At 40.1% G+C, this 20607-nt stretch carries 24 protein-coding genes and 1 pseudogene; 12 read left to right on the top strand and 13 right to left on the bottom strand.

Going from position 1 to position 20607, the window contains the following annotated elements; all coding sequences use genetic code 11:
• Positions 1-18 precede the first annotated feature (18 nt).
• Together CEF17_RS02570 and CEF17_RS02565 are read left to right on the top strand one after the other, a co-directional pair.
• Complete coding sequence (locus tag CEF17_RS02570; RefSeq protein ID WP_100398153.1) at positions 19-1017, top strand: DMT family transporter; 999 nt, start codon at positions 19-21, stop codon at positions 1015-1017.
• Positions 1018-1073: 56 nt separating this feature from the next.
• Positions 1074-1385: a cytosolic protein gene (locus CEF17_RS02565; RefSeq protein ID WP_100398152.1), complete on the top strand. Its 312-nt coding sequence runs from the start codon at positions 1074-1076 to the stop codon at positions 1383-1385.
• 82 nt (positions 1386-1467) lie between these two features.
• Here CEF17_RS02565 and CEF17_RS02560 read toward each other — a convergent pair whose 3' ends face one another.
• Positions 1468-1875 (bottom strand): potassium channel family protein, encoded by a 408-nt coding sequence (locus CEF17_RS02560; RefSeq protein ID WP_100398151.1) that lies wholly within the window; start codon positions 1873-1875, stop codon positions 1468-1470.
• A gap of 77 nt (positions 1876-1952) precedes the next feature.
• Here CEF17_RS02560 and CEF17_RS20815 point away from each other — a divergent pair, with 77 nt between their 5' ends.
• Positions 1953-2078 carry a hypothetical protein gene (locus CEF17_RS20815; protein WP_269799438.1) on the top strand — a complete coding sequence of 42 codons (126 nt, stop codon included), beginning with the start codon at positions 1953-1955 and terminating at the stop codon, positions 2076-2078.
• 142 nt (positions 2079-2220) lie between these two features.
• Here the strand turns inward: CEF17_RS20815 and CEF17_RS02555 are convergent, their stop codons facing one another.
• Positions 2221-3441, bottom strand: coding sequence for an MFS transporter (locus CEF17_RS02555; RefSeq protein WP_100400763.1), 1221 nt, complete (start codon positions 3439-3441; stop codon positions 2221-2223).
• A gap of 408 nt (positions 3442-3849) precedes the next feature.
• Between CEF17_RS02555 and CEF17_RS02550 the strand changes: the two genes are divergently transcribed.
• The gene (locus CEF17_RS02550; RefSeq protein ID WP_100398150.1) at positions 3850-4428 is read left to right on the top strand and encodes a carbonic anhydrase; all 579 of its coding nucleotides are present in this window, start codon (positions 3850-3852) and stop codon (positions 4426-4428) included.
• 180 nt (positions 4429-4608) lie between these two features.
• A complete protein-coding gene (locus CEF17_RS02545; protein ID WP_100398149.1) occupies positions 4609-5922 on the top strand; it encodes a TolB family protein in 1314 nt (437 codons plus the stop codon).
• A gap of 86 nt (positions 5923-6008) precedes the next feature.
• Here the strand turns inward: CEF17_RS02545 and ltrA are convergent, their stop codons facing one another.
• The 7 genes from ltrA to CEF17_RS20810 form a co-directional block, all read right to left on the bottom strand.
• The gene (ltrA, locus tag CEF17_RS02540) at positions 6009-7244 is read right to left on the bottom strand and encodes a group II intron reverse transcriptase/maturase (RefSeq protein ID WP_100400762.1); all 1236 of its coding nucleotides are present in this window, start codon (positions 7242-7244) and stop codon (positions 6009-6011) included.
• Positions 7245-7845: 601 nt separating this feature from the next.
• Positions 7846-7989: a YfhD family protein gene (locus CEF17_RS19810; RefSeq protein WP_157842902.1), complete on the bottom strand. Its 144-nt coding sequence runs from the start codon at positions 7987-7989 to the stop codon at positions 7846-7848.
• A 26-nt stretch (positions 7990-8015) separates the two neighbouring features.
• The gene (locus CEF17_RS02535) at positions 8016-8867 is read right to left on the bottom strand and encodes an efflux RND transporter periplasmic adaptor subunit (RefSeq protein WP_100398148.1); all 852 of its coding nucleotides are present in this window, start codon (positions 8865-8867) and stop codon (positions 8016-8018) included.
• 121 nt (positions 8868-8988) lie between these two features.
• Entirely contained in the window at positions 8989-10887 is a 1899-nt protein-coding gene (locus CEF17_RS02530) for a S8 family peptidase (protein WP_100398147.1), read from the bottom strand.
• Between the two features lie 267 nt (positions 10888-11154).
• Positions 11155-11322, bottom strand: a complete 168-nt coding sequence (locus CEF17_RS19805; RefSeq protein WP_157049756.1) for a hypothetical protein — start codon at positions 11320-11322, stop codon at positions 11155-11157.
• 82 nt (positions 11323-11404) lie between these two features.
• Positions 11405-11680, bottom strand: a complete 276-nt coding sequence (locus tag CEF17_RS02525; RefSeq protein WP_100398146.1) for a hypothetical protein — start codon at positions 11678-11680, stop codon at positions 11405-11407.
• 32 nt (positions 11681-11712) lie between these two features.
• Positions 11713-11835 (bottom strand): hypothetical protein, encoded by a 123-nt coding sequence (locus CEF17_RS20810; protein ID WP_269799437.1) that lies wholly within the window; start codon positions 11833-11835, stop codon positions 11713-11715.
• Between the two features lie 19 nt (positions 11836-11854).
• Here CEF17_RS20810 and CEF17_RS02520 point away from each other — a divergent pair, with 19 nt between their 5' ends.
• Positions 11855-12640 (top strand): YtvA family blue-light photoreceptor, encoded by a 786-nt coding sequence (locus CEF17_RS02520; RefSeq protein WP_442857425.1) that lies wholly within the window; start codon positions 11855-11857, stop codon positions 12638-12640.
• A gap of 22 nt (positions 12641-12662) precedes the next feature.
• Here CEF17_RS02520 and CEF17_RS02515 read toward each other — a convergent pair whose 3' ends face one another.
• Together CEF17_RS02515 and CEF17_RS02510 are read right to left on the bottom strand one after the other, a co-directional pair.
• On the bottom strand, positions 12663-12965 hold the full coding sequence (locus tag CEF17_RS02515) for a hypothetical protein (RefSeq protein WP_100398145.1): 303 nt from the start codon (positions 12963-12965) through the stop codon (positions 12663-12665).
• Between the two features lie 121 nt (positions 12966-13086).
• The gene (locus tag CEF17_RS02510) at positions 13087-13431 is read right to left on the bottom strand and encodes a YflT domain-containing protein (RefSeq protein ID WP_054635613.1); all 345 of its coding nucleotides are present in this window, start codon (positions 13429-13431) and stop codon (positions 13087-13089) included.
• A 213-nt stretch (positions 13432-13644) separates the two neighbouring features.
• Between CEF17_RS02510 and CEF17_RS02505 the strand changes: the two genes are divergently transcribed.
• Together CEF17_RS02505 and CEF17_RS02500 are read left to right on the top strand one after the other, a co-directional pair.
• Positions 13645-14397, top strand: a complete 753-nt coding sequence (locus CEF17_RS02505; RefSeq protein WP_100398144.1) for a hypothetical protein — start codon at positions 13645-13647, stop codon at positions 14395-14397.
• A 532-nt stretch (positions 14398-14929) separates the two neighbouring features.
• A complete protein-coding gene (locus CEF17_RS02500; RefSeq protein WP_100398143.1) occupies positions 14930-16075 on the top strand; it encodes a potassium channel family protein in 1146 nt (381 codons plus the stop codon).
• Between the two features lie 181 nt (positions 16076-16256).
• Here the strand turns inward: CEF17_RS02500 and CEF17_RS02495 are convergent.
• A pseudogene (locus tag CEF17_RS02495) lies at positions 16257-16424 on the bottom strand (EamA family transporter); the annotation flags it as partial.
• Positions 16425-16661: 237 nt separating this feature from the next.
• On the opposite strand from CEF17_RS02495, the gene CEF17_RS02490 reads away from it, so the two are divergent.
• Both CEF17_RS02490 and CEF17_RS02485 read left to right on the top strand, forming a co-directional pair.
• Positions 16662-17117, top strand: a complete 456-nt coding sequence (locus CEF17_RS02490; RefSeq protein WP_232725395.1) for a hypothetical protein — start codon at positions 16662-16664, stop codon at positions 17115-17117.
• 215 nt (positions 17118-17332) lie between these two features.
• Positions 17333-17845 carry an acyl-CoA thioesterase gene (locus CEF17_RS02485; protein WP_100398142.1) on the top strand — a complete coding sequence of 171 codons (513 nt, stop codon included), beginning with the start codon at positions 17333-17335 and terminating at the stop codon, positions 17843-17845.
• A gap of 596 nt (positions 17846-18441) precedes the next feature.
• Here CEF17_RS02485 and CEF17_RS02480 read toward each other — a convergent pair.
• Positions 18442-18681: a hypothetical protein gene (locus CEF17_RS02480; protein WP_100398141.1), complete on the bottom strand. Its 240-nt coding sequence runs from the start codon at positions 18679-18681 to the stop codon at positions 18442-18444.
• A 394-nt stretch (positions 18682-19075) separates the two neighbouring features.
• On the opposite strand from CEF17_RS02480, the gene CEF17_RS02475 reads away from it, so the two are divergent.
• Together CEF17_RS02475 and chrA are read left to right on the top strand one after the other, a co-directional pair.
• On the top strand, positions 19076-19384 hold the full coding sequence (locus CEF17_RS02475) for a PadR family transcriptional regulator (RefSeq protein ID WP_100398140.1): 309 nt from the start codon (positions 19076-19078) through the stop codon (positions 19382-19384).
• A gap of 6 nt (positions 19385-19390) precedes the next feature.
• The gene (gene chrA / locus CEF17_RS02470) at positions 19391-20575 is read left to right on the top strand and encodes a chromate efflux transporter (protein WP_100398139.1); all 1185 of its coding nucleotides are present in this window, start codon (positions 19391-19393) and stop codon (positions 20573-20575) included.
• Positions 20576-20607: the final 32 nt, after the last annotated feature.

The raw sequence follows: 20607 nt of genomic DNA, 5'->3' as shown, positions 1-20607 counted from the left end.
ATAAACACGGAGGTACGTATGAGAGAAATAGTAATCGGTTTTTTTGCTTCCATGTTCTTTGCAGTTACCTTCATTTTAAATCGATCTATGGAGCTGTCGGGTGGAAGCTGGATGTGGAGCTCCTCTCTTCGTTTTATGTTTATGTTTCCATTTTTTTTGCTCATAGTATTTTTTCGCCGTAACGGAAAACAAGTCCTCCAGGAAATTAAAAAACAGCCCCTACCCTGGATTTTGTGGAGTTTTGTAGGGTTTGTGATGTTTTATGCCCCCTTGACGTATGCAGCCTCCTTTGGACCTGGATGGCTTATTGCAGGAACCTGGCAAATCACTATTATAGCCGGAGCATTGTTGGTTCCTTTTTTCTTTACTGAAAAAGTAAAAACAGCAAAAGGGATGAAAATAATTAGAAAAAAAACTCCTAAGAAATCTTTAGCTATCTCATTACTCATTTTAGCCGGGGTATTGCTTATTCAGCTCCAGCATGCCAGCTCACTCCCTCTTCAAACTCTCATAGCTGGGATACTTCCGGTCCTTGTCGCAGCATGTGCATATCCCCTCGGCAATCGTAAAATGATGGAGATAAGCGGCGGGCGCCTGGATACGTTTCAACGGATATTTGGGATGACATTGGTAAGTCTTCCTTTCTGGCTGCTGCTCAGCTTCATTGCTTTTATCGATTCAGGAGCTCCTTCAACAGATCAAGTGGTTCAAACCTTTATCGTGGCTGTTTTTTCTGGCGTCATTGCAACAACCTTGTTTTTTGTTGCTACAGACAGAGTTAAAAATCATCAAGGAAAGCTTGCTGCTGTTGAAGCAACACAATCAACACAGGTTTTATTTGTCTTAGCTGGTGAAGTCTTTTTATTGTCATCATCTTTACCAAATGGCCTGGCTATTTCCGGGTTATTCATTATCATGCTTGGTATGCTTTTGCATAGCTATCTTTCAAAAAAAAACAGCTCCCCGCCCCAGCGTACCCCCTTTCTTTTTCATAAGAGCAAAGGTGAAAAACTTTAATATTAATTTTTCTTATAATGGTTATCCTAAGGAAAAACACAAGAAGGAGCAGAGGTATGGATCATAAAAATGAAGAGCAAAACAGCGAAGAAGCATATACCGATTTTGCCAATGTAGAAACTCAGAGGAATTTTTTAACGAGAGAAGACCTTATTGAAGGTCCTTATGGGTCTCCGATAAATAGAGACGAGCCAGTAAAAAATAAAACAACTCCATGGGAAAAAGACCAACAATATTACAGTGCCTTCACGTATGAATTTAGAAACCTTCACCAACATCTTCCTAGACAATTCCCTGGTGCCCATCCCCCCCATGACGAAAAAAAGAAAAAGGAAGAAAAACCTTACTCTACCCCCGAATCAGATTGATAGTTAACTAAGAGGATTTTTATGTAGTAGATGAATAAAGCTCCCTCCTTTTGTGAAGCATTCGTATCCTAACTTTCGGACTTTATTCATCATCTTCCTCTGAGTTGTTTAACGCTTTTAAAAAAATGATTGTTGGAAGCAGAAAGCCCAGGGCGGCCTGCATGAGTGCAAAAAACCTTGCACTTCCAACCGGTACCAGGTCACCATATCCCACTGACAGGATCGTAACCCCGCTGAAATATAAAAAGTTTAAAAATGTTGGTTCTGCCGGATCCTCAGTAGGATCATTTATTACTAACACCGTTTCCTGAAAAGATAACAAATAGTAAAGGAAAGCAAATCCTAAAGTAAGTCCTAATAAAACAAAAAACAAATTATAAAATAAGACAGAGTCAAAGCCTGCTTTCTTAAATGTCTTGTTTGTGAAAAAATAAAAAAGATTACCAATTAAAAATAAAATTGTTAATAAAATTAATATACCTGCAAACATAGACTTTCTCCCCTTTCCCTACTGCTTACTACCCCTCCCTTTTTCAAAAGAAACGTTTTTCATTTTTTATTCCTTATGTGATAACGGGCAATCAAATTGTTCCTTTGGAAAAAACAGAGCAGCAGAAAATGTTTGATTACTTAGAGGAACTCTCATTTAACGCAGCAATTGATGAGGTTGGAAACATTAAGGAATCAGGTTAAAAACAAATAAAAGAATTACAACAAAGATGGTGCTGCCAAGAGTCAGAGCTTTAGGACACCATCTTTATTATTATTTTATTCATTCACCAATACGATTCTGCCATTGATCCTGCCATCCTTTAATTTACAAGGGGCATATTCATTATGTAGCTTTATTAGAAGCCTTTTGAGCTGAATCTGACATTTCATAGGACTTGAATTTAACCATTGAAATAATGCCTAAAACAGGACCAATGCTTAACAGGCTGAATACCCACTGCCAGCCAACTGTTCCTTGAAGCAAAGGAATGAGGTTTATAGATAAAATAGTAATAAGAAAACCTATGCACATTTGAAATGTTAAGGCGGTACCCACATACTCTACGTCCGCAAACTCAGAGACAGCTGCCGAAAACTGAGCTGAATCTGAAATAACAAAAATTCCCCAGATGACTGCAAGAGCAAAAGTAAGCCAAATCGATTGTCCAAATGTAAACCCTATTACAATAGCACACACTCCACTGACTCCCATTGAAATAATGGTTAAATACGCTCTGCCGATTTTGTCTGCCACCAGCCCTCCCACTACACAGCCTAATCCTCCCGCTACCCCAATAGAAATAAAGGAGGCCAGAGCAATAAACCAAGTGCTCACTTCTGTCGTTTGTGCGGTAAAGCTTGCTGTAAGAAACACGGGAAGCCAAGTCCACATAGCATACAACTCCCACATGTGACCAAAGTAACCATAATTCGCAAGCATTACTGGTTTATTTTTCACTACTTTTCGTATTAACTTAAAGGAAAAAGGAGTTTTCCCTGGTGATCCAGGTGCATCTTTAAGTAAGAAATAAACAATAAAGGCCGCTGTTAAAGAGAGAATCGAACTTGTAACAATGACCATTTGCCAATTGACCGCCAAGAAAAATATGACAATAAAATGAGGAAGAGAAGACCCGAGGGTCAACGCTGCAATCAGGACGCCAATAGCCACCCCTCTTTTTTTGGGAAACCACTGGGACAACAATTTTACTGCTGTAGGATACACACCAGCAAGCGTGACACCGGTCAATATTCGAAGTGCAATACCTATCCACGCACTTTGAGAGAAAATTAACAATAAATTTAATAGAGCCCCTGCCAATGCTGATACTGCAAATACCTTTCTCGTATTAAAACGGTCAGCTATACCAAAATAGGAACTAAATAAAGCACCGATCACAAACCCTATAGGAACAGAAGCTGTAACCCATGCTTCTGTAGTCGGGGTCAAAGCCCAAAGATCTCTGAGTTCCTGGACGATAACGGAAGCACTAAACCACAAGCTTAAAGCAAATAACTCAGCAACAGCAATTAAAAATAAAGCCCACCACTTTCCATTTTTCACAAACATCTTCCTCCCCCGGGACGGCAGCTTCTCTTAATAAATTACTTTGTTAAAGGCCAATGTTGACTTAAAATCGTATGACGCCTTCAGGAATAGCCTTAACCGAAGATCCCTAAGGGTGGTTTTCACGGTGAAGCTGAGACCTGCCCGAAATCCTTAAAGCAAAAAAGCATCTGGAAAGCAAAGCATGAATGAAGTTCTCATTTTTATCTTTAGATGCAAACGAACGTCTTTTAACAACAATCACCAACAAAATGTAACATCATATTCTATTGTTTAGCCATCGCTATATTTCCATAGTAAAAAGTTTACTTTATCTTGTAAACCTTTTCAAAATATTCTTACTTTATGTTTCGTAAAAATTTCTATACAATAAAATAAACCAAACAAATTGTGAGGTAATAAAACATGGAGAAATTAAGAGAAAAGAACCTGGAATTTATTAAGGAAATAAAGAAAGAAGATCCTTCTTATTTCGACCGCTTAAAAGAAGGGCAGTCACCAGAGTACTTCGTCATTGCCTGCAGTGATTCCCGAGTCTGTCCTTCTGTTATTACCCAGATGCCTTTAGGCAATCTTTTTATTCAGCGTAACATTGCAAATCAAGTAAATGAAAATGATGAAAGTCTTACAGCAAGCTTATATTATGCTTTAAAGCACCTAAAAGTAGAGAAAATCATTATTAAAGGTCATACTGGCTGCGGCGGGGTGAAAGCAGCAGCTGAGGGAAATGATGAGCCTGAGCTAAAAGACTGGATAGATAGCATTCAGAGTTCTCTTCCGGCTGAGAAAACAGACCACTCTCTTGATGACTTAGCAAAGGTGAATGTTTTGGCTCAAGTGGAAAAGCTAAAACAACACCCTACTTATATCAAACACGGCAAAGGAGTACCCGTTATCGGTTGTATGTTCCATGTGGAAACAGGAGAATTAGAAGAGCTTGAAACGGTTGGTGCGTCTGCCGGAGATGTAGAAGAAACAATATAAAAGCAAAAGAAAAGGCAGGAATTTTCCTGCTTTTTCTTTTTGTCCTCCTGGTGCCTTTTTCAACAAACTCCCCCATATTTTTTCCACTAACATATTTACTGAATATTTCTTTATATTTACTGCGTTCCATCATCTTCCTGTGATACATTAAATACGACAATTAATACATAGGAGCAAAAAATGAAAAAACAATTGTGGCTTTACATGGCACTTATCATCAGTTCTTGTTTATTTTTAGTATTTTTTATTTTTTATTTGATGGAAAAAGAGCAGCCGTATCAATGGTTCACTGGTATGGGAGAAGACATTGCTATTTCTTCAGACGATTCTGCCATGGCTTTTTCCTATTATGTAGATGGCTGTCGCTCAATTTATACGGCAGATCCCAGCGGAACCATACAGGGGAAGGTCACAGAAGATAAATGTGCTCAGGAACACGCTCCCGCTTTTTCATCCGATGGAAACTATATCTTATATTTAGCGGAAGGTGATCCGCTAGTCAGTTCATTGTTTTTATATTCTAAAGAGGATAGAGAAGTAACCCGGGTAACTGGTAATCATTTACATGTCAGAGACGCTGTGTTTTCCAGGGAAGGAGATATCATTTATTTTATAGGAATAAAAGCAGAGGATTGGCTGGCTGAAGAACATGAGGATGCTGGAGGGTTTGATTTATATTCAGTGAATCTAGAGAATAGCGAACTATCGAAGCTGACGAATCGAGATGATTTTCTGATGAATGATTTATCGATAAGTTCAGATAGCAGCTCACTTCTTTTTACTGCTTATGAGGACATGGAAGAAACCATTTTTCTTCACTCGTTAAAAGAAAGTGATCAGGACACACCTTCTCCATTAGATAACCTGCCATCCGGACTCTATTCTCCAGAACTTTCACCTGACGGGGAATGGTTTGCCTATACCACAGTCACCGATTTAGCCAGTGAGGATATTTATACATATGAATTATTCTTATACAACAAAGAGAGCGGCCAAAGCCAGCAGCTCACTGACAGAGGCGTGAATATAGATCAGCCTACCTTTTTTAATGAAGATAACCGACTTGCTTTTTTAACCCAGAAAAACTGGCCAGAAACACCAGCTAGTTATAAGCTTGAAACCATCAACCTCGACACAGGGGAAACAAGTCAAATAGACCTGAATACATACGAAATTATTGAAAACAATTGGTCTGTCACTCTTATTTTAGATCAATTAGTTAATGATTACACAACTGGATCCCTTTATCTCCTTATGATTCTGTTTATTACTTATGTCCTCCACCAAAAAAACAAACGGCCGATTGTAGCCATTTTAGTTAGTGCAGGTCTGGGCCTCATTATTTTTGCAGCCTGTTATACAGCTGTTTATCTTTATCCCTGGATGAGTCTTTCTATTTTTACTGTGGGTGTTTTTCTAACTTTATCTGCTATTTTTGCCGGAACAGCTGCCATTTTTTTAGAAAAGTATAAACAACCATCCCTCTCTAAATAATCGAGTAGGAGGAGGTGACTAACCTCCGTCCTCTCACACCACCGTACGTACGGTTCCGTATACGGCGGTTTCATAAAATTCTAACGTTAATTCAATGATTTCAAACCCATACGCTGCCAATAATGGTCATTGAGTGTGCGATGGAGAATAGGGCTGCTGGCTATACGCCAGTAGCCTTTTCTTGTGTTTCCCCATTCCAAGGCTTTCGCCTTTGTCACTCCCAGTGCCATCAGATTCTTCACCTTTGTTTTGGGCAGCTTCCATTCCTTCCATCGAATCATTCGGAGTCTTCTTCTCAACCATTCCATCAGTCTTTTGAAAATGGATGGCGTTTCTGCCAACTGAAAGTAGTTATACCATCCTGTAAGAAATGTATTGATTTTCTCAATTCGGTATTTCATATCGGTACTCCATTTTCGACTTGTCAGTTGACGCAGACGTTGCTTAGCCTTATGAACCGAATCATTATGGACACGCACTCTAGCCTTACCTTTCACCGAAGGTGTAAAGCTGAATCCGAGAAACTTACGTTTCCACGGGCGGCTCACCGCACTTTTCTCTCGGTTTACCTTGAGTTTTAACGTCTTTTCGATGAAAGTTGTCATATTCCTGAGGATTCGCTCGGCGGCTCGTTTAGAACCTGCATATATTTGGCAGTCATCGGCAAACCGAACGAAGCGAAGCCCTCTGGATTCCAATTCTTTATCCAGTTCATCGAGCACAATATTAGAAAGGAGTGGGCTTAATGGACTTCCCTGTGGTGTTCCTTTTCGGTTTGGGGTCGTGAGCCCACCTTCCATAATGCCTGCTTGGAGGTATTTTCGGATAAGACGAAGCACCCGGGGGTCTTTAATGCGGAAGCTTAGCGTTCGCATCAACCGGTCATGGTTAACCTGGTCGAAGAATTTCTCGAGGTCGATGTCTATCACCCAGGTGTACCCCTCATTGATATAGGCTTTCGCCTGTCTCACCGCATCATGTGCTCGCTTTCCTGGTCGGAACCCATAGCTTTGCGGAGAAAACTTAGGGTCATACATCGATTGAAGATAGAGGTTGAGCGCTTGTTGGATCGTACGATCCATCACCGTAGGGATACCTAACTTCCGTTTGCCTCCGTTCGTTTTCGGGATTTCGATTCGACGGACGGGAGACGGTTGGTACGTACCCTTCAGAAGTTGGTCGTGGATGGTGTCCCATTCTTCCGAAATCTGAGCTTTCAGTTCGGAAGTGGGAACTCCATCAACGCCGTGACTTCCTTTATTCTTTGTCACCTTGTAGTAGGCGGCATTCAGATTGTTTCGGTGTAGAATGTGTTCCAACATGTTGCTCACCCTCCACGTGACCATTTCGTTCTTTTGTGTGGCGACCATCCTCCACCCTACCTGCGCCCTCGAAGACTTCACTTCTCTTTCGTAGGTAGTTGGTCTATTCTGTGTCATCGGATGACGCGTACGCCAGGGAAATGGTACTCATTTTATGATTCAGCCCTTCCCTTACCTTCCGGAAGGTAAGGTACTATGGCTTCGGCTGACTTCTGATGGTTCAGCGATTCTTTGAGAATCGGTTACCGCATGTGTGCGGCGTTCCCATCAGACCTCCCCGGGTAAGGGCATAAACTTCCCTTCCATATCCCCGCCTCATTTACTGCCTATCCCTTTGGTCGTTGGGGCTTTGTCTTGTATTGCAGACTCATCCCAGACAGACAGCCTTCTATGAGGTTCGTATTCCTCGGGGCGGAAGTTTGTCTCCGGCTTCCTTTAGATTCCAGGTCACCCTGGACACCCTTGCCTTTGACTAGCGGTTACAACGACCTTCACCGTTCGGGACTTTAACCCTAGAGTTTATACCCATGCCGGGCACACAATAAAAACGAAGGCTCAGCTGTTACAAGGAGCCTTCGTTTTAAGGAGTTGTTCTGAAGAATTATTTTTCCCTTGAATTTTTTTCGTGATTGATTTCACTTAACTCCTCGGATAGTTCTTCGTCAGTCAAGATGTCTTTTTTTGGAGTCTGTGACAGCCTTGCTTTATTTTTATGTTTGTTGTTTCTTGATTGTCCTCTCGTCATGCTATGCGCCCCTCTTTCAAAAAGTGTTATGGTTTGTTTTGAAAAGACCTGGCCCGTTCCTGTGCTTGCTGAAGCTTTGACATGGCTTCCTCCACATCCCTCTGCTCCTGCTTAACCTGCTGCTGTGCATGAAAAAGCTGCTGTGTCTCTTTTTGTACTTGCTGTTGAGCTTGCAATAATTGATCATTTTCAGCCTGCAGCTGCTGGTGGGCTTTTTGTACTTCCTGTTGAGCTTGCTGCAATTGTTGTTCTTCTTCATGGTTAAAAGCCTGAATAGTTTGAAGCTGCTGCTGAGCCTGGGCCACTTCCTGCTCTGCTTGTTGAAGGAGTATACTATCCTTTACTTGTTCAATGCCTTCCTGAGCAAATTCAACATCCTGCTGGGCCTGGTTGTAGTTCAGGCTTGCCTGTGTATTTTGCAGAGCCTGCTCAGCTTGCTGTACGTCCTGTTGGGCCTGAGTGTAATTCATGCTCGACTGGGTATTCTGCAAAGCCTGTTCAGCTTGCTGTACGTCCTGCTGGGCCTGAGTATAATTCATGCTCGACTGGGTATTCTGTAAAGCCTGTTCAGCTTGCTGTACATCCTGCTGGGCCTGAGTGTAATTCATGCTCGACTGGGTATTCTGCAAAGCCTGTTCAGCTTGCTGCTGTACATCCTGCTGGGTCTGAGTATCAAAATCTTCAATTACATCCTCGAAACTAGCCGTCACATGAGAACTAGACGCAGTTTGTGTATCTTCAGCTAATTGTTCAGCTTCCTGAATATCTTCCAGAGCAGTGTGCAAGCCTTCAACTTCTTCCTCTTCTTCTACTTCCTGTATAGCTTTTTCTGCAATTTCTTCAGCTTGTTCTTCAAAATTATCCTTATGCTGATCCATTGAATAACTGCCTCCCATCCATTATTGGTGTAATGCTTCTTGATAGTTATCCTGCTCATAATCAATTTTTCTATGCTATAAAGCACTGGTTGGATAGGTTTATCTGCTTTTTCCTCCAACATTAGAACCCAAAAATATATTCAAGCCAGGTTCTTGACCGCTGATTATTTGCTTCTTCCATCCTTCTTTCAGTGTCAGCCTCTCTTTGTCCTTCTTCTGGCTGAAATTCAGCCTCACCATCGATTAACTGCTCTAACGTTCTCTCTATATTAATTAAGCCAAATCCGTAGTACTCATCATAACCAGCAGGACCTATATCTTCTGTTGTATTTCTTAGTAATTCCATTACTTCTTCGTTTGTTAATTCTGGACTGATTGAACGCACAAGTCCTGCAAGCCCAGCAACATGAGGACATGACATTGAAGTGCCTGACATAAATACGTATTCGTCTTGAAGGAAGGTACTTGGAATATGCTCTCCAGGTGCGGTGACATCCATGTAATCTCCGTAATTCGAAAAAATTGCTTTCTCTCCACGCTCATTTACAGCAGAAACAGCCAGAACTTCTTCAAATGCAGCCGGGTACATAGGTACGTTTGTATTGTCGTTTCCAGAGGCTGCAATCAGCATCACATCATTGTCATATGCATATCTCACCGCTTCATGAAGCATAGAGGAAGGATGTGCATCCCCAAGGCTTAAATTCATTACATCTGCCCCCTGATCGGTTGCCCACGTAATCCCTTCAACCAATTCATAAAGTGTTCCTTCCCCCTCATCGTCCAAGACTTTTACAGGCATGATTAAATTATCCCAAGATACACCGGCAATACCTGACACATTGTTTGTAATCGCTGATGCAATGCCAGCTACGTGTGTACCATGCCCGTTGTGATCTTCATAATCATTATTCCCTGTAAAAGCATTAAAACCGTCCACTAATTTCTCAGCCAAATCAATATGATCCGGATCTACACCTGTATCTAATACAGCAATGGTTACATTTTCACTTCCCTCAGATATTTCCCACCCTTCAAGGGCCTGGATCATCTCCAAATTCCATTGGTAAGGTCCAAAAAACTCATCGTTTGGAAGAGCTGAGTTTATCTGCTGGCCAAATACATAATTGGGCTCTACTTCTTTAATTTCAGGTTCCTTCTTAAGCTCTTCCATCATGTCTGTTGTAGACATATCCTTGTGCTTGAGTAAATAATACTGGTTACAATGTTTTTCCTCTTTAAATTGTGTATTGTTTTCAAGCCACTGTTGTCCTGTTTCTTCATTGGTGAATTTCACCATTACTTCCCCTTCTTTGTATTCCCTCTCTACTTCCTGTGTCTCTTTTGAATGGACGGAAATTTTCCATCCTACCTCAGGGATTACTTCCTCCGAAATATCATCAGGCACCTCCCCTTCTTCCCACCTGACTTCTGGCTTTTCATCTCCGTTTCCACTTGAAATAAAGAGATTGCCTTCACCATCTGCCACTTCGGCAACCTCACCAACGTACGATTGGACAAATCCAAGATCAATCTCCCCGGCGATCCACTCATCTGACTCTCTCTCATACGCCATTAACATATAGGGAGAGCCATCCCGGCTGTAGGGATTTGAATAAAAGAGGTGTCTATCTATATTACGAGCCAGCACTTCATTACCGGTCGGCGCATAAATATCACGAAGCTTTTCAGCTGGGAAATTTCCTGCTTTGTATCGCAGGTCACCATCTTTAATAAATGCAAACGAATGAAAATATTTATTTTCTTCACCCTCTAATTCTTCAAGAAATAACTTCTCCATTTCCGTGCCTTCCTCCACATCTGTCCAGCGCTCCAGCTGTAAAGCCATTTTGTTAATAAACATGGACGTTGTGAATGAAAGATCCTCCGCTAATAAACTGTCCATTTGTGCCTGTATATCATTGTCTTCAGGACCTGGCGAATAGCCAGTACCCTCTATATTTTGACAACCAGTGAACAGAAGTAAAATAAGTAAACCGCTAATGTAATGTCTTCTCATTCTCCACACTCCTTACTGATTCTTTGTTTAGAGTGTGCTACTCGTTCTAAAATCAATCCTCTTTTTCCAAATTAACGAACAGAACAAGAAAAAAGCTGAACTTTCGCAAGTTCAGCTTAACTGTCTTATTATTTTTTTATGAGGACTACGAGCTGGTTGAACCCTTACTTTTGGATTCAAAGCTGTTACTGGTTTGCCGTTGAAACTCCATCGTTTATCTGTCATATTCCTGTAAATACACTTTACTCATACAACACCGTTATCTCTCTAATCATTTCCAGGTCTTCTTTCTCTCACTTTTGCTTTTTCTAAAAGCAGAGTAATCCTTGTAATGATTTGTTTTCTTTCCGAGTCAGATTGACTATATTCTAATTGGGACTGAAGAACATGCAATTCTTTTTGTTCCTCTTTATTTAAATAGTTATAGTCGTTCACTAGGCATTATATCCTTTCTTCTCCAACTAAAATTCTTTGGCAAAATAAGATCCACCTATATCATACCACAGGTATTTTATAATTAGGCTTTGTTGCATTCTAGTGTTGATTTTCGATCTTTCATCTCACTCCTTTTTGAAAACCCCTGAGAAATAAAAAAAGCTATAGAAGCAGATATAATAGCTGCCAATACAGGATAATTTCTCCTTTCCCCAAAGCTTACTTCAGAACTGGCATACCCAGCTTCGGTCAATGCAGGATCAGGAGAATACATAGCTGTAAGAATCATTCCAGTAATCATTTCGACAGCGATAAAAATAAACAAGAAGACTGTAAGAAATATAAAGTAGTTTTTCATTTTTTTCACTCTTTCTATACTCTCTTTTTACCTTAACATAATAATCCAGTGAGTTCCTTTGCTCCTGTTTCCATTCGTTTGAATAGAGCAGCCCCCATGCTGGTTAATGTAGGAATCTTCTGGTAGTGTGGGGAGGAGACTACATTTTGTTTCATTTGAGGGGGCTCTTTTTTAGTGAAAAGTAACTTATTACAATCTCTTCCCACCATGGAGTTATTGACACAGGCAATGGATTACACTCGCGTAGGTGTAATTATTACTGATCCAGAACTGCCAGATAACCCAATCATTTACGCAAACAAGGGGTTTATAAATGTAACGGGGTATTCGAGGGAGGAAATCATTGGGAAGAATTGCCGCTTTCTACAAGGGGAAAAGACAAATCCAGAAAAAATAGAAGCCATGAGAGAAGCAATAGCACAAAAAATATCGCTATCTATTGAGTTGTACAATTACAGAAAAGACGGAAGAGGATTCTGGAACGAGCTAAACATAGATCCAGTCTATGTAGAAAAAGAGGACAAATATTATTTCGTAGGGGTACAAAAAGATATTACACAAGAAAAAGAGTATAAGGAAAATCTACAAAAACATATAGAAGAAATAAATATGCTCTCTACTCCTCTCGTTCCAATTTTAGATCATGTTTATGCTATGCCGTTAATCGGAAATGTGGACAAGGAAAGGTTCACCATGATCCATAGTACCATTACTCAATCAATATATGAATCAAGCATAGAAACCCTTATTCTTGACCTTTCAGGCCTGAACAGTTTTGATGAAGACGTAATAAGTGAAATCTTTTCCTTTCACAAATTACTGAATCTGCTTGGTACTGAGCTGATCGTTACCGGGATTACGCCTCGACTTGCTTTAACTTCCCGAAAGCTTAATTACGATCTGACAACACTGCAAACTTTTGGAACAATTAAAGATGCAATAAAAGAAAGAAGAAGATAGGGCTATCTTCTTCTTTCTTTTATTATTGAAACAGCCTTTTAATATTGATTACAGAAATATATTTTGTTATAAAGCTTAACAGTTCCGCTTTTACCGAAATATCCAGTATTATTTCGTCAACCTTTATATCTCCTTCGCCCATAGGAGGAGTATGATCAACTTGTATGTAGCTGTCTTCTTCAAAATCTGTGTCATTATGATCTTTAATATCTTTAGAGAAACGCTCTTTAATGGCCGTGAAAATTTCATTTAAATTCTCTACTTTATAAAAATAGGATTTACTAGGATCTCCATTTTCATATGTCCACACATTTAAATTATTCATGGATTATCCTCCTTTTCTGTCATCGTGATGAGTATAATTACACCCTAACAAAGAATAGGAAGAAAATCTATTCAAGACAAAGGCCTGCGCATTCGTAACGCAGGCCAGATTAATCTGTCCCTTATAGCTTTACATTGTCTTCCTGGTTAGTAACAACGACCAGAACCTTCCCCTCATCAAGCTCTTCTTCCAGCTCGGCAGCTTTTGACTCTTCAATTCCAATCTCAGCCATTTTCGACCTTAGTGCGTCACCAGCTTTTCTGAAGACATTTTTTGTTGAAGTACCCAATCCTGTTACACTGGGCCCAATTTTACTGGCATCTGTTTCTTTTTTCATACGCTTAGTATGACCTCGGTCGTGAGAAAGGACGAAAATATCATCATCACTGACACCGTTGCTTTTAAGCTCTTCGATCGTATCAATCACATTTTGGTCGTTTTCAAATAGCTTATAATTCGGTTCCATTGATATCGCCTCCTCGGAATTTCGATACCCTTTTTCACAAGCTTCTAAAACCGGAGAATGAGAAGACAATGAGCAAGATAAATGGAGACGCATAAACTAAAGCAACTCCGTCTTTGATGAACCTTCCTCTCCGAAACAATAACTTTCAAAGAGACCAACATGTAGCATACCCTCTGGATTATACCTGGTTAGTAAGGGGGAGAGAATCCAAAAGTGAGCAACTGGAGATACAAAAGAACCATTTCAAAAAACAGGCCGGTTGGAAATGTCTGGTTAGTTTACCATCCAAAATTAAAAAAACACGGGTATTTTAAGTACCCTACATCCTTAAGCAACACTCACAGTGGTCCTCTGGCAGCCAACGAATATATCGCATATCAGCTTGGAAAAGAACTTAATTTGCCCATGGCTCGAACAAGATTAAGAGTGATTCACGGTAAGTCTGGTGTTGTCTCGGAACGAATAAAAAGAAGGAGGTTATACAACTGGAAAGAGTTAAACAGGCGCTATTCTAACGTTTTTTCTAAGCTTAAACACCCTTACCTGCTATTAAAGATGTTTATTTTTGATGTTTGGCTTGTTAATATCGATAGAAACAACCGAAATATCATTTTGTACCGTGAAAAAAACTCAAGGAAATATAAATTTTATTTAATTGACCATGGGTTAACAGGATTTGGCTCGTTTACCTGGAAACATGTTAATTGGGACAGTTCCTACTGGGAGGATATAAAAAGATATAACAACAATTACTTGACGGGACTGAGGAGGTATATCAAAAAACACCAAAAAAAGCTATGGTCATATGTCTGGGAAATACAATCATTCCCGGATTTGAAAGTGAGGCAAATCATAACGAAGATCCCTCCAGATCTATTAACCGAACACCAGAAAAACGTCCTGATCACTTTTCTTGTCCAGAGAAAGCACCGTCTGCATACGATAATAGAAAGGTTTATCAAATAGATAACAGGTAAGAGGATAAGGAATATCAGAGCTTTAAAGTATAGGACTAAACGGCAAGTGAAGAAAACAAAAAGCTGACTCAGAATCGATGTTTCTTGGAGTCAGCTTCTTCTTTTTCAATATTTCCGTTATGATTGTATTTCCAGTTTACCTGTTGACCTTTCTTGCCCGATTTTTTACGATAAAGCCATCTTACATAAACAAAAAAAGCCAGAACGACAAGGCCCAGAAAAACAACTGACAGGCAAATAACAAGCATGGTACTTAACGTCAGAGAAACTATACCATCAAAGACAAAAATGCTACCACTCCTTGTCTGTGTTATAGTGGCGGCTGCGACAAGTAGGAAATAGTTAAGTAGTTAGTCTATAGCCACGTAATGCACAATTTAATGAGTATAAGTGGTGTGACTGTTCCAATGCGGTCACCTTACGTGAGGTATTCCTTCATCAATCAGTCTCTAAACTTTGCCTTTTTCATTTTTCTCTTTATAACAGAGTGACGCCTGAAAAACATCTTCCTTTCTGATAGATTGAACAGCGGAAATGGTGATGAAAAGTCTTCGGCTGATGCTTGGGATTCCTTATATTTTCCTCTCTTCTTGGCAACGATGAGTACAAACTTAACAATGTTTGGAGGACAGGAAATGCTCTTTATCTTCGACCTTTTAAAAATGGCTGTAAAGATAAGAAAGCTTACTTTGTTTTTAGTAACGATTGTCTTTTTCATTGCCAGCTCCTTCATCATTCACTGGCTCGAACCAGCTACCTTTCCAGACCCCTTTATAGGCTTTTGGTTTGTTATGACGACGGTAACTACGACAGGGTATGGGGATTTTGTTCCGGAAACGACGTTAGGAAAGGTGTATGGGATATTTTTATATTTTTTTGGGATTGCCTTAATAGGAATAGTCATAGGTAAAATTGTTGAAAGCTTTGGGATCTATCGAAAGTTAAAGGAGGAGGGAAAGTTGAATTATAACGGGCACGGTCATTATGTCATAGTAAAGTGGTCAAATAAAGCCAAACATACAATGAACGAAATTCTTGAAATTGATGAAAAAGCAAAAATCGTCCTTATCGACTCATTATCTCAAACACCTTTTGAACACGAAAGACTTTACTTTATACAAGGAAACGCGACAGACACGGAAGTACTTGATAAAGCAAATGTGTTAGGAGCCAAGGCTGTCTTAATTTTCACGCAGGATAACGAGGTAAACCACGTTAGTGCTGATGGCACCTCATTGCTGACTGTTTCGGCAATTGAAGGCTATGCAGCAGAGAAAAAGAAAGACATTTACACTATTGTAGAAATCCTTAAAGAAAAGCACATACCAAATTTCAAACATGCCAATGTAGATGAGTTTGTCATTGCTGATGAAGCACTTTCCGATTTAATGGCTAAATCAGCCGTAAATAAAGGATCCAGTAGATTAATTATGAACCTGTTGAGCAGAAAAAGTGGAGTTGACATTTGGAAACTGTCCAGGCATTCATCCTGGACAACCTACAATGACGCATTTGATGATCTTAAAAGAAAAGGAGCGATTTTAATTTCTGATCGAAATGACTTTACCATTGTCAGTAAGCTGTCCAAATCAATACCAGAGGATGCAGAACTCTTCGTTATATGCAGTAAAGATACCCTCAAAAAGCTGAAACAAAGTATGAATTAAAATGATTGATAGACAATCTCCTTTTTTGCCATTCATTAACTTACCTTAAGAGTTTTGTGTTTGTTCTTGCGTTTTTTCCTTTTCGAAGAAGACTCTTTCCCTAATGCCAGCATTAATATCATGCCGATAATGCAAGCAGTTCCTATACATTGAATAAGTCCAAATGGTTCTTGTAATATTAAACAGTCAATAATAAAAAACCAGCAATAAGTAACCGTACTGCCACAAGCCAGTTCACATCAACCGAGTATTGTTGAAAGAGTTTCTGTGATACTGTGCCGCCAAGCCCCCACAATGTCGCTCCTATGATAACAAGAAGCAGTCCTGTTCTTCTCGTCGGTCTATTCATTTCCGCTCCCCCACTTTTCTGTTGCCCATTATACTAAGGTAAACTAAACTTACCATAGACTGCTTTTTAAACAATAGGCTTTGTTCATTATTGCGTTAAACCGATAGGAAAACCTAGAGGAGACCTTATATCGCATTCCACGTTAGCCTATTTATAAAGGTACAAGATAATTTGATTATTTGTCTGCATAGAATGATATTCAACTATGGCTGATTACCTATATAGGGAGGCTGATTCATGAGCCCTTATTATGTAAATTCTCACTACTCACATGGTGACGGATATGAATATACTTCAGACTTATTGAACACATCTCAAATGCAGGAACAATATACTGACCATGAAAGACAATTTATACCGCCTTTTGGACCGCCTTTGGGACCGCCTTTTGGTCCACCTGGACCGCCAAGTCCACCTTTTGGACCTCCTGGACCGCCAGGAGCCCCAACCTCACCACCTCCAGCATTTACCCCCTCTCCACCAGCAGAGATTGGCGTATTTGCAGTTGACCCAGGAGCGATTCGTCGATGTTTGTTTAGATACACTTATGTATGGCTAACGAATCGACAGCAGTTTTGGTTCTACCCGGTGTTTGTGGGCCGAACATCTATTGCAGGATTTCGCTGGACCGGATTCTTCTGGGTTTATTTTGGAATAGACCTAAGACGGATATCTTCATTTCAGTGTGTCTAAATGAATTAATGGATGCGAACAGAGGGATTTTTTTGAATATCCCTCTGTTTTTTCAAGATTCCTTATCACACTATGCTTTTGTCCCACTTCCATCTGAATCAAAACACTAAAACAACATCCACGGCTGGCACTCCTTTCTCCATCTTTGTTTTTACATAACAGTGTCAGGGTACAATATAGATAACTTTACTTAAGAGAAAGAAGGAGAAGAAACAATGAGCACCAAAAAAATGAACGAGTCACGCGTCGTAAAAACCGACTTGGTCCTCCCAAACGATACGAACAACCATAACACTCTTTTCGGCGGAGTATTAATGAAGCACATTGACGGAGTAGCTGCGATTTCTGCAAGACGTCACTGTCGTATGGAAGTTGTCACGGCTTCAACAGATTCCGTTGACTTTTTAGAACCCATTAAACCGAGTGATTCCGTGTGTTTGGAGGCATTTGTCACCTGGACAGGAAGAAGCTCTTTGGAAGTTTTTGTAAAAGTTATTGCAGAGGACTTGCTGGCAGGAGACCGGCGCATCGCTGCCACAGCATTTTTAACTTTTGTAGGCTTGGATGAAACCGGAAAACCTTCTGCAGTGCCCCAGGTTGCACCTGAGACCGATGAAGAGAAAAAGCTTCATGAAATGGGAGAGGAACGAGCAAACGTGAGAAAAGAAAGACGCAAAAAAAGCAAAGAACTGGCTTCCTTTCTCACTTTAAGAAAACCTTGGGAATAAAAAACTTTTTGCAACGTTCCAGTGGGCTCTAACCCACAAAATAGTCCTAACAGATACCATGGCCTTCCCTCTTATTGTTCAGGCCTTCTTCTTAAAAAATATGCTGCAGCAAAGCTAAGCCCAACAAGATTAAGAACGACCATTATAATATTGTACGCAGTGATGTCTCCCCCCATCAGGGCAAACAAATAACGTATTAAATTAAAAAAAATAATGATAGCAAGAATGATATATAAAACTTTAGACTTAATAGTCGATTCTCCTTTCAAATGGGTATTATCGAAAAGATTACTATGTACCTTTTATAATTACACTTCTCCCCGTTCGTTGAGCAAATTATAAATAGCTTACTAAATTATTAATTGTGATGCTTATTTCATTACTAAAAGCAAAGAACATGATCAGCGAAGTTACAATGAGTAGACTTACATCATATTTTTTTCTGTTTTTCTTCGGTTCTTTCATGTTTGTTTCCCTCCTACCCTTTATCGTATCAAAATAAAGTCGTAAAAAAAGTACTTACGTCAAAATCATGTAAGTACTTCCAGATAGTAAAGGAACCCGCTTCTTATCCCCCTGTCACCAGCTGCGTCTCACTATTTTAGAATCATCTTTACTTCTACTTCTTTAATCTCATATGACTCTTTAATTCCCATTTCCTTTGCCATACTTTGTGCTTGTTCTTTTAAGAAAAACATTCTTGCATCATCAAGAGTGTTTGTGCGGCCTGCCTCGGTTACTTCCCCCACGATCGACAGCAACCCATAAAATTCCCCATGTCTCAAAAACGTTCCATCCTTAAATTGAATCACATACTTGGAATCTTGCTTCCCCATCAAACTCCCCCTTTAATTTACTATTCTGAAAAATAATAATGTACTTTTACCGCAAGCAAATCGTTTCCTATTCTTTTATTTTACACCAAAAAAAGAACAATACATACAGGAAACAGATTTTTCCAAAGGGCGAAAAAACTATGTTTGGATTCTAAGAAGCTACCATTAAGGAATTTAAAAATGAAAAACCTAGTGCCCAGCTTACTTGCCTATTGTTAAGGTTTTGCATGGTGAATTTATGTTAGGTACATTTGGGGACCGCTTAGTAGGGTGTTTCCTAATTCATTTAAGAAAAACCTTTCTTCATTCTTTACAAAATCTTAACCGGAGAAATTTTTGTTTTTTGTTATAATATCATTAAACGATATCGGTAATTGATTAGAAAGGAGATAAAATGCTAAGAGATTTTTTCCTAGGAACCATTAAGATTCATATGTTATATCATGCTTCAAAAGAGCCCATATATGGTTCTTACATAATCGAAGAACTGAAAAACCACGGTTATGATATCAGTCCCGGGACGATTTATCCTACTCTTCACCAGCTTGAAGAAAAGGGTTATTTAAACAAGGAAGAAAAAGTGGTCAGCGGAAGAATTCGAAAGTACTACACTACCACAGAAAGTGGTAACAATTTACTTGAAGAGGCAAAGAAACAAATTAGAGAGCTGGCAGAAGAAGTCCTCTATGAAAACAAGGAGTGAAATGAGATGGAGAAACAAAAACGAGGAACACTGCTGGAAATTTTAGGAGTCTCCACCAGGTTAGGCTTCACTTCCTTTGGCGGTCCTATTGCACACTTGGGCTATTTTCATGATGAATATGTTAAACGAAGAAAATGGTTGGACGAGAAAGCCTACGCTGACTTAGTTGCACTTTCTCAATTTATCCCAGGTCCTGCCAGCAGCCAGGTTGGAATCGGGATTGGGGTGATGCGTGGAGGCTTGGCTGGTGGAATTGTATCCTTTCTTGGCTTCACTCTTCCCTCTGTCATTGCCCTTGTCCTCTTTGCCTTTCTGTTGCAAGGGTTTGATATAGGAAATGCCGGCTGGATTAATGGCCTGAAGATCGTCGCTGTTGCGGTGGTCGCTCACGCCATATTAGGGATGGGACAGAAGCTGGCTCCCGACCGAGAAAGAGCAACCATTGCTATAGGGACGCTCATCCTTGTCCTCCTCTGGCAAACCGTATACAGTCAAGTTGCTCTAATCTTGTTAGCTGCTGTCATCGGTTTATGGCTATACCGAGGAACAGAGAAAAAAGATGTTGAAGACATGCCTATTCCACTTACATACCGTTTTGCGTCCATTTGTTTAGGATTGTTTTTTGGATTACTCATCCTTTTGCCTATCCTTCGTCAAATATTTTCCTTTCAGTGGCTTGTCTTATTTGACAGCTTTTACAGAGCCGGGGCTCTTGTATTTGGCGGAGGCCATGTCGTACTACCCCTTCTTGAAAGAGAGGTAGTGCCTGCAGGATTAGTAGGCGAAGAAGCTTTCTTAGCAGGATACGGGGCTGCCCAGGCTGTACCTGGCCCTCTGTTTACCTTTGCTTCCTATTTAGGTGCAATATCTGATGGCTGGATGGGGGCAATGGTGGCAACAGCCGGCATTTTCCTGCCCGCCTTCTTACTCATTCTTGGGACGCTCCCCTTCTGGAATGTCTTGAGACAGAATCGAAGAATTCAAGGGGCGTTGTACGGGGTAAATGCAGCAGTTGTCGGTATTCTTGCAGCAGCTTTATACCACCCTATCTTTACTACCTCCATTCAATCCTCTGTGGATTTTGCCTTAGCCATTGGTTTATTTGGCCTGCTTGTCTTCTGGAAGCTTCCGGCCTGGATGATTGTAATCATTGGAGCAGCAGGAGGTACAATGATTCAGTTAATGTTTTAATAAAAAGTTGTAAAGAAAGGGAACCTCCTCTC

The organism is Bacillus sp. FJAT-44742 (genome assembly GCF_002797315.1).
GTDB lineage: Bacteria > Bacillota > Bacilli > Bacillales > Marinococcaceae > Thalassorhabdus > Thalassorhabdus alkalitolerans.
This window is presented reverse-complemented; position numbering and strand designations above follow the sequence as displayed.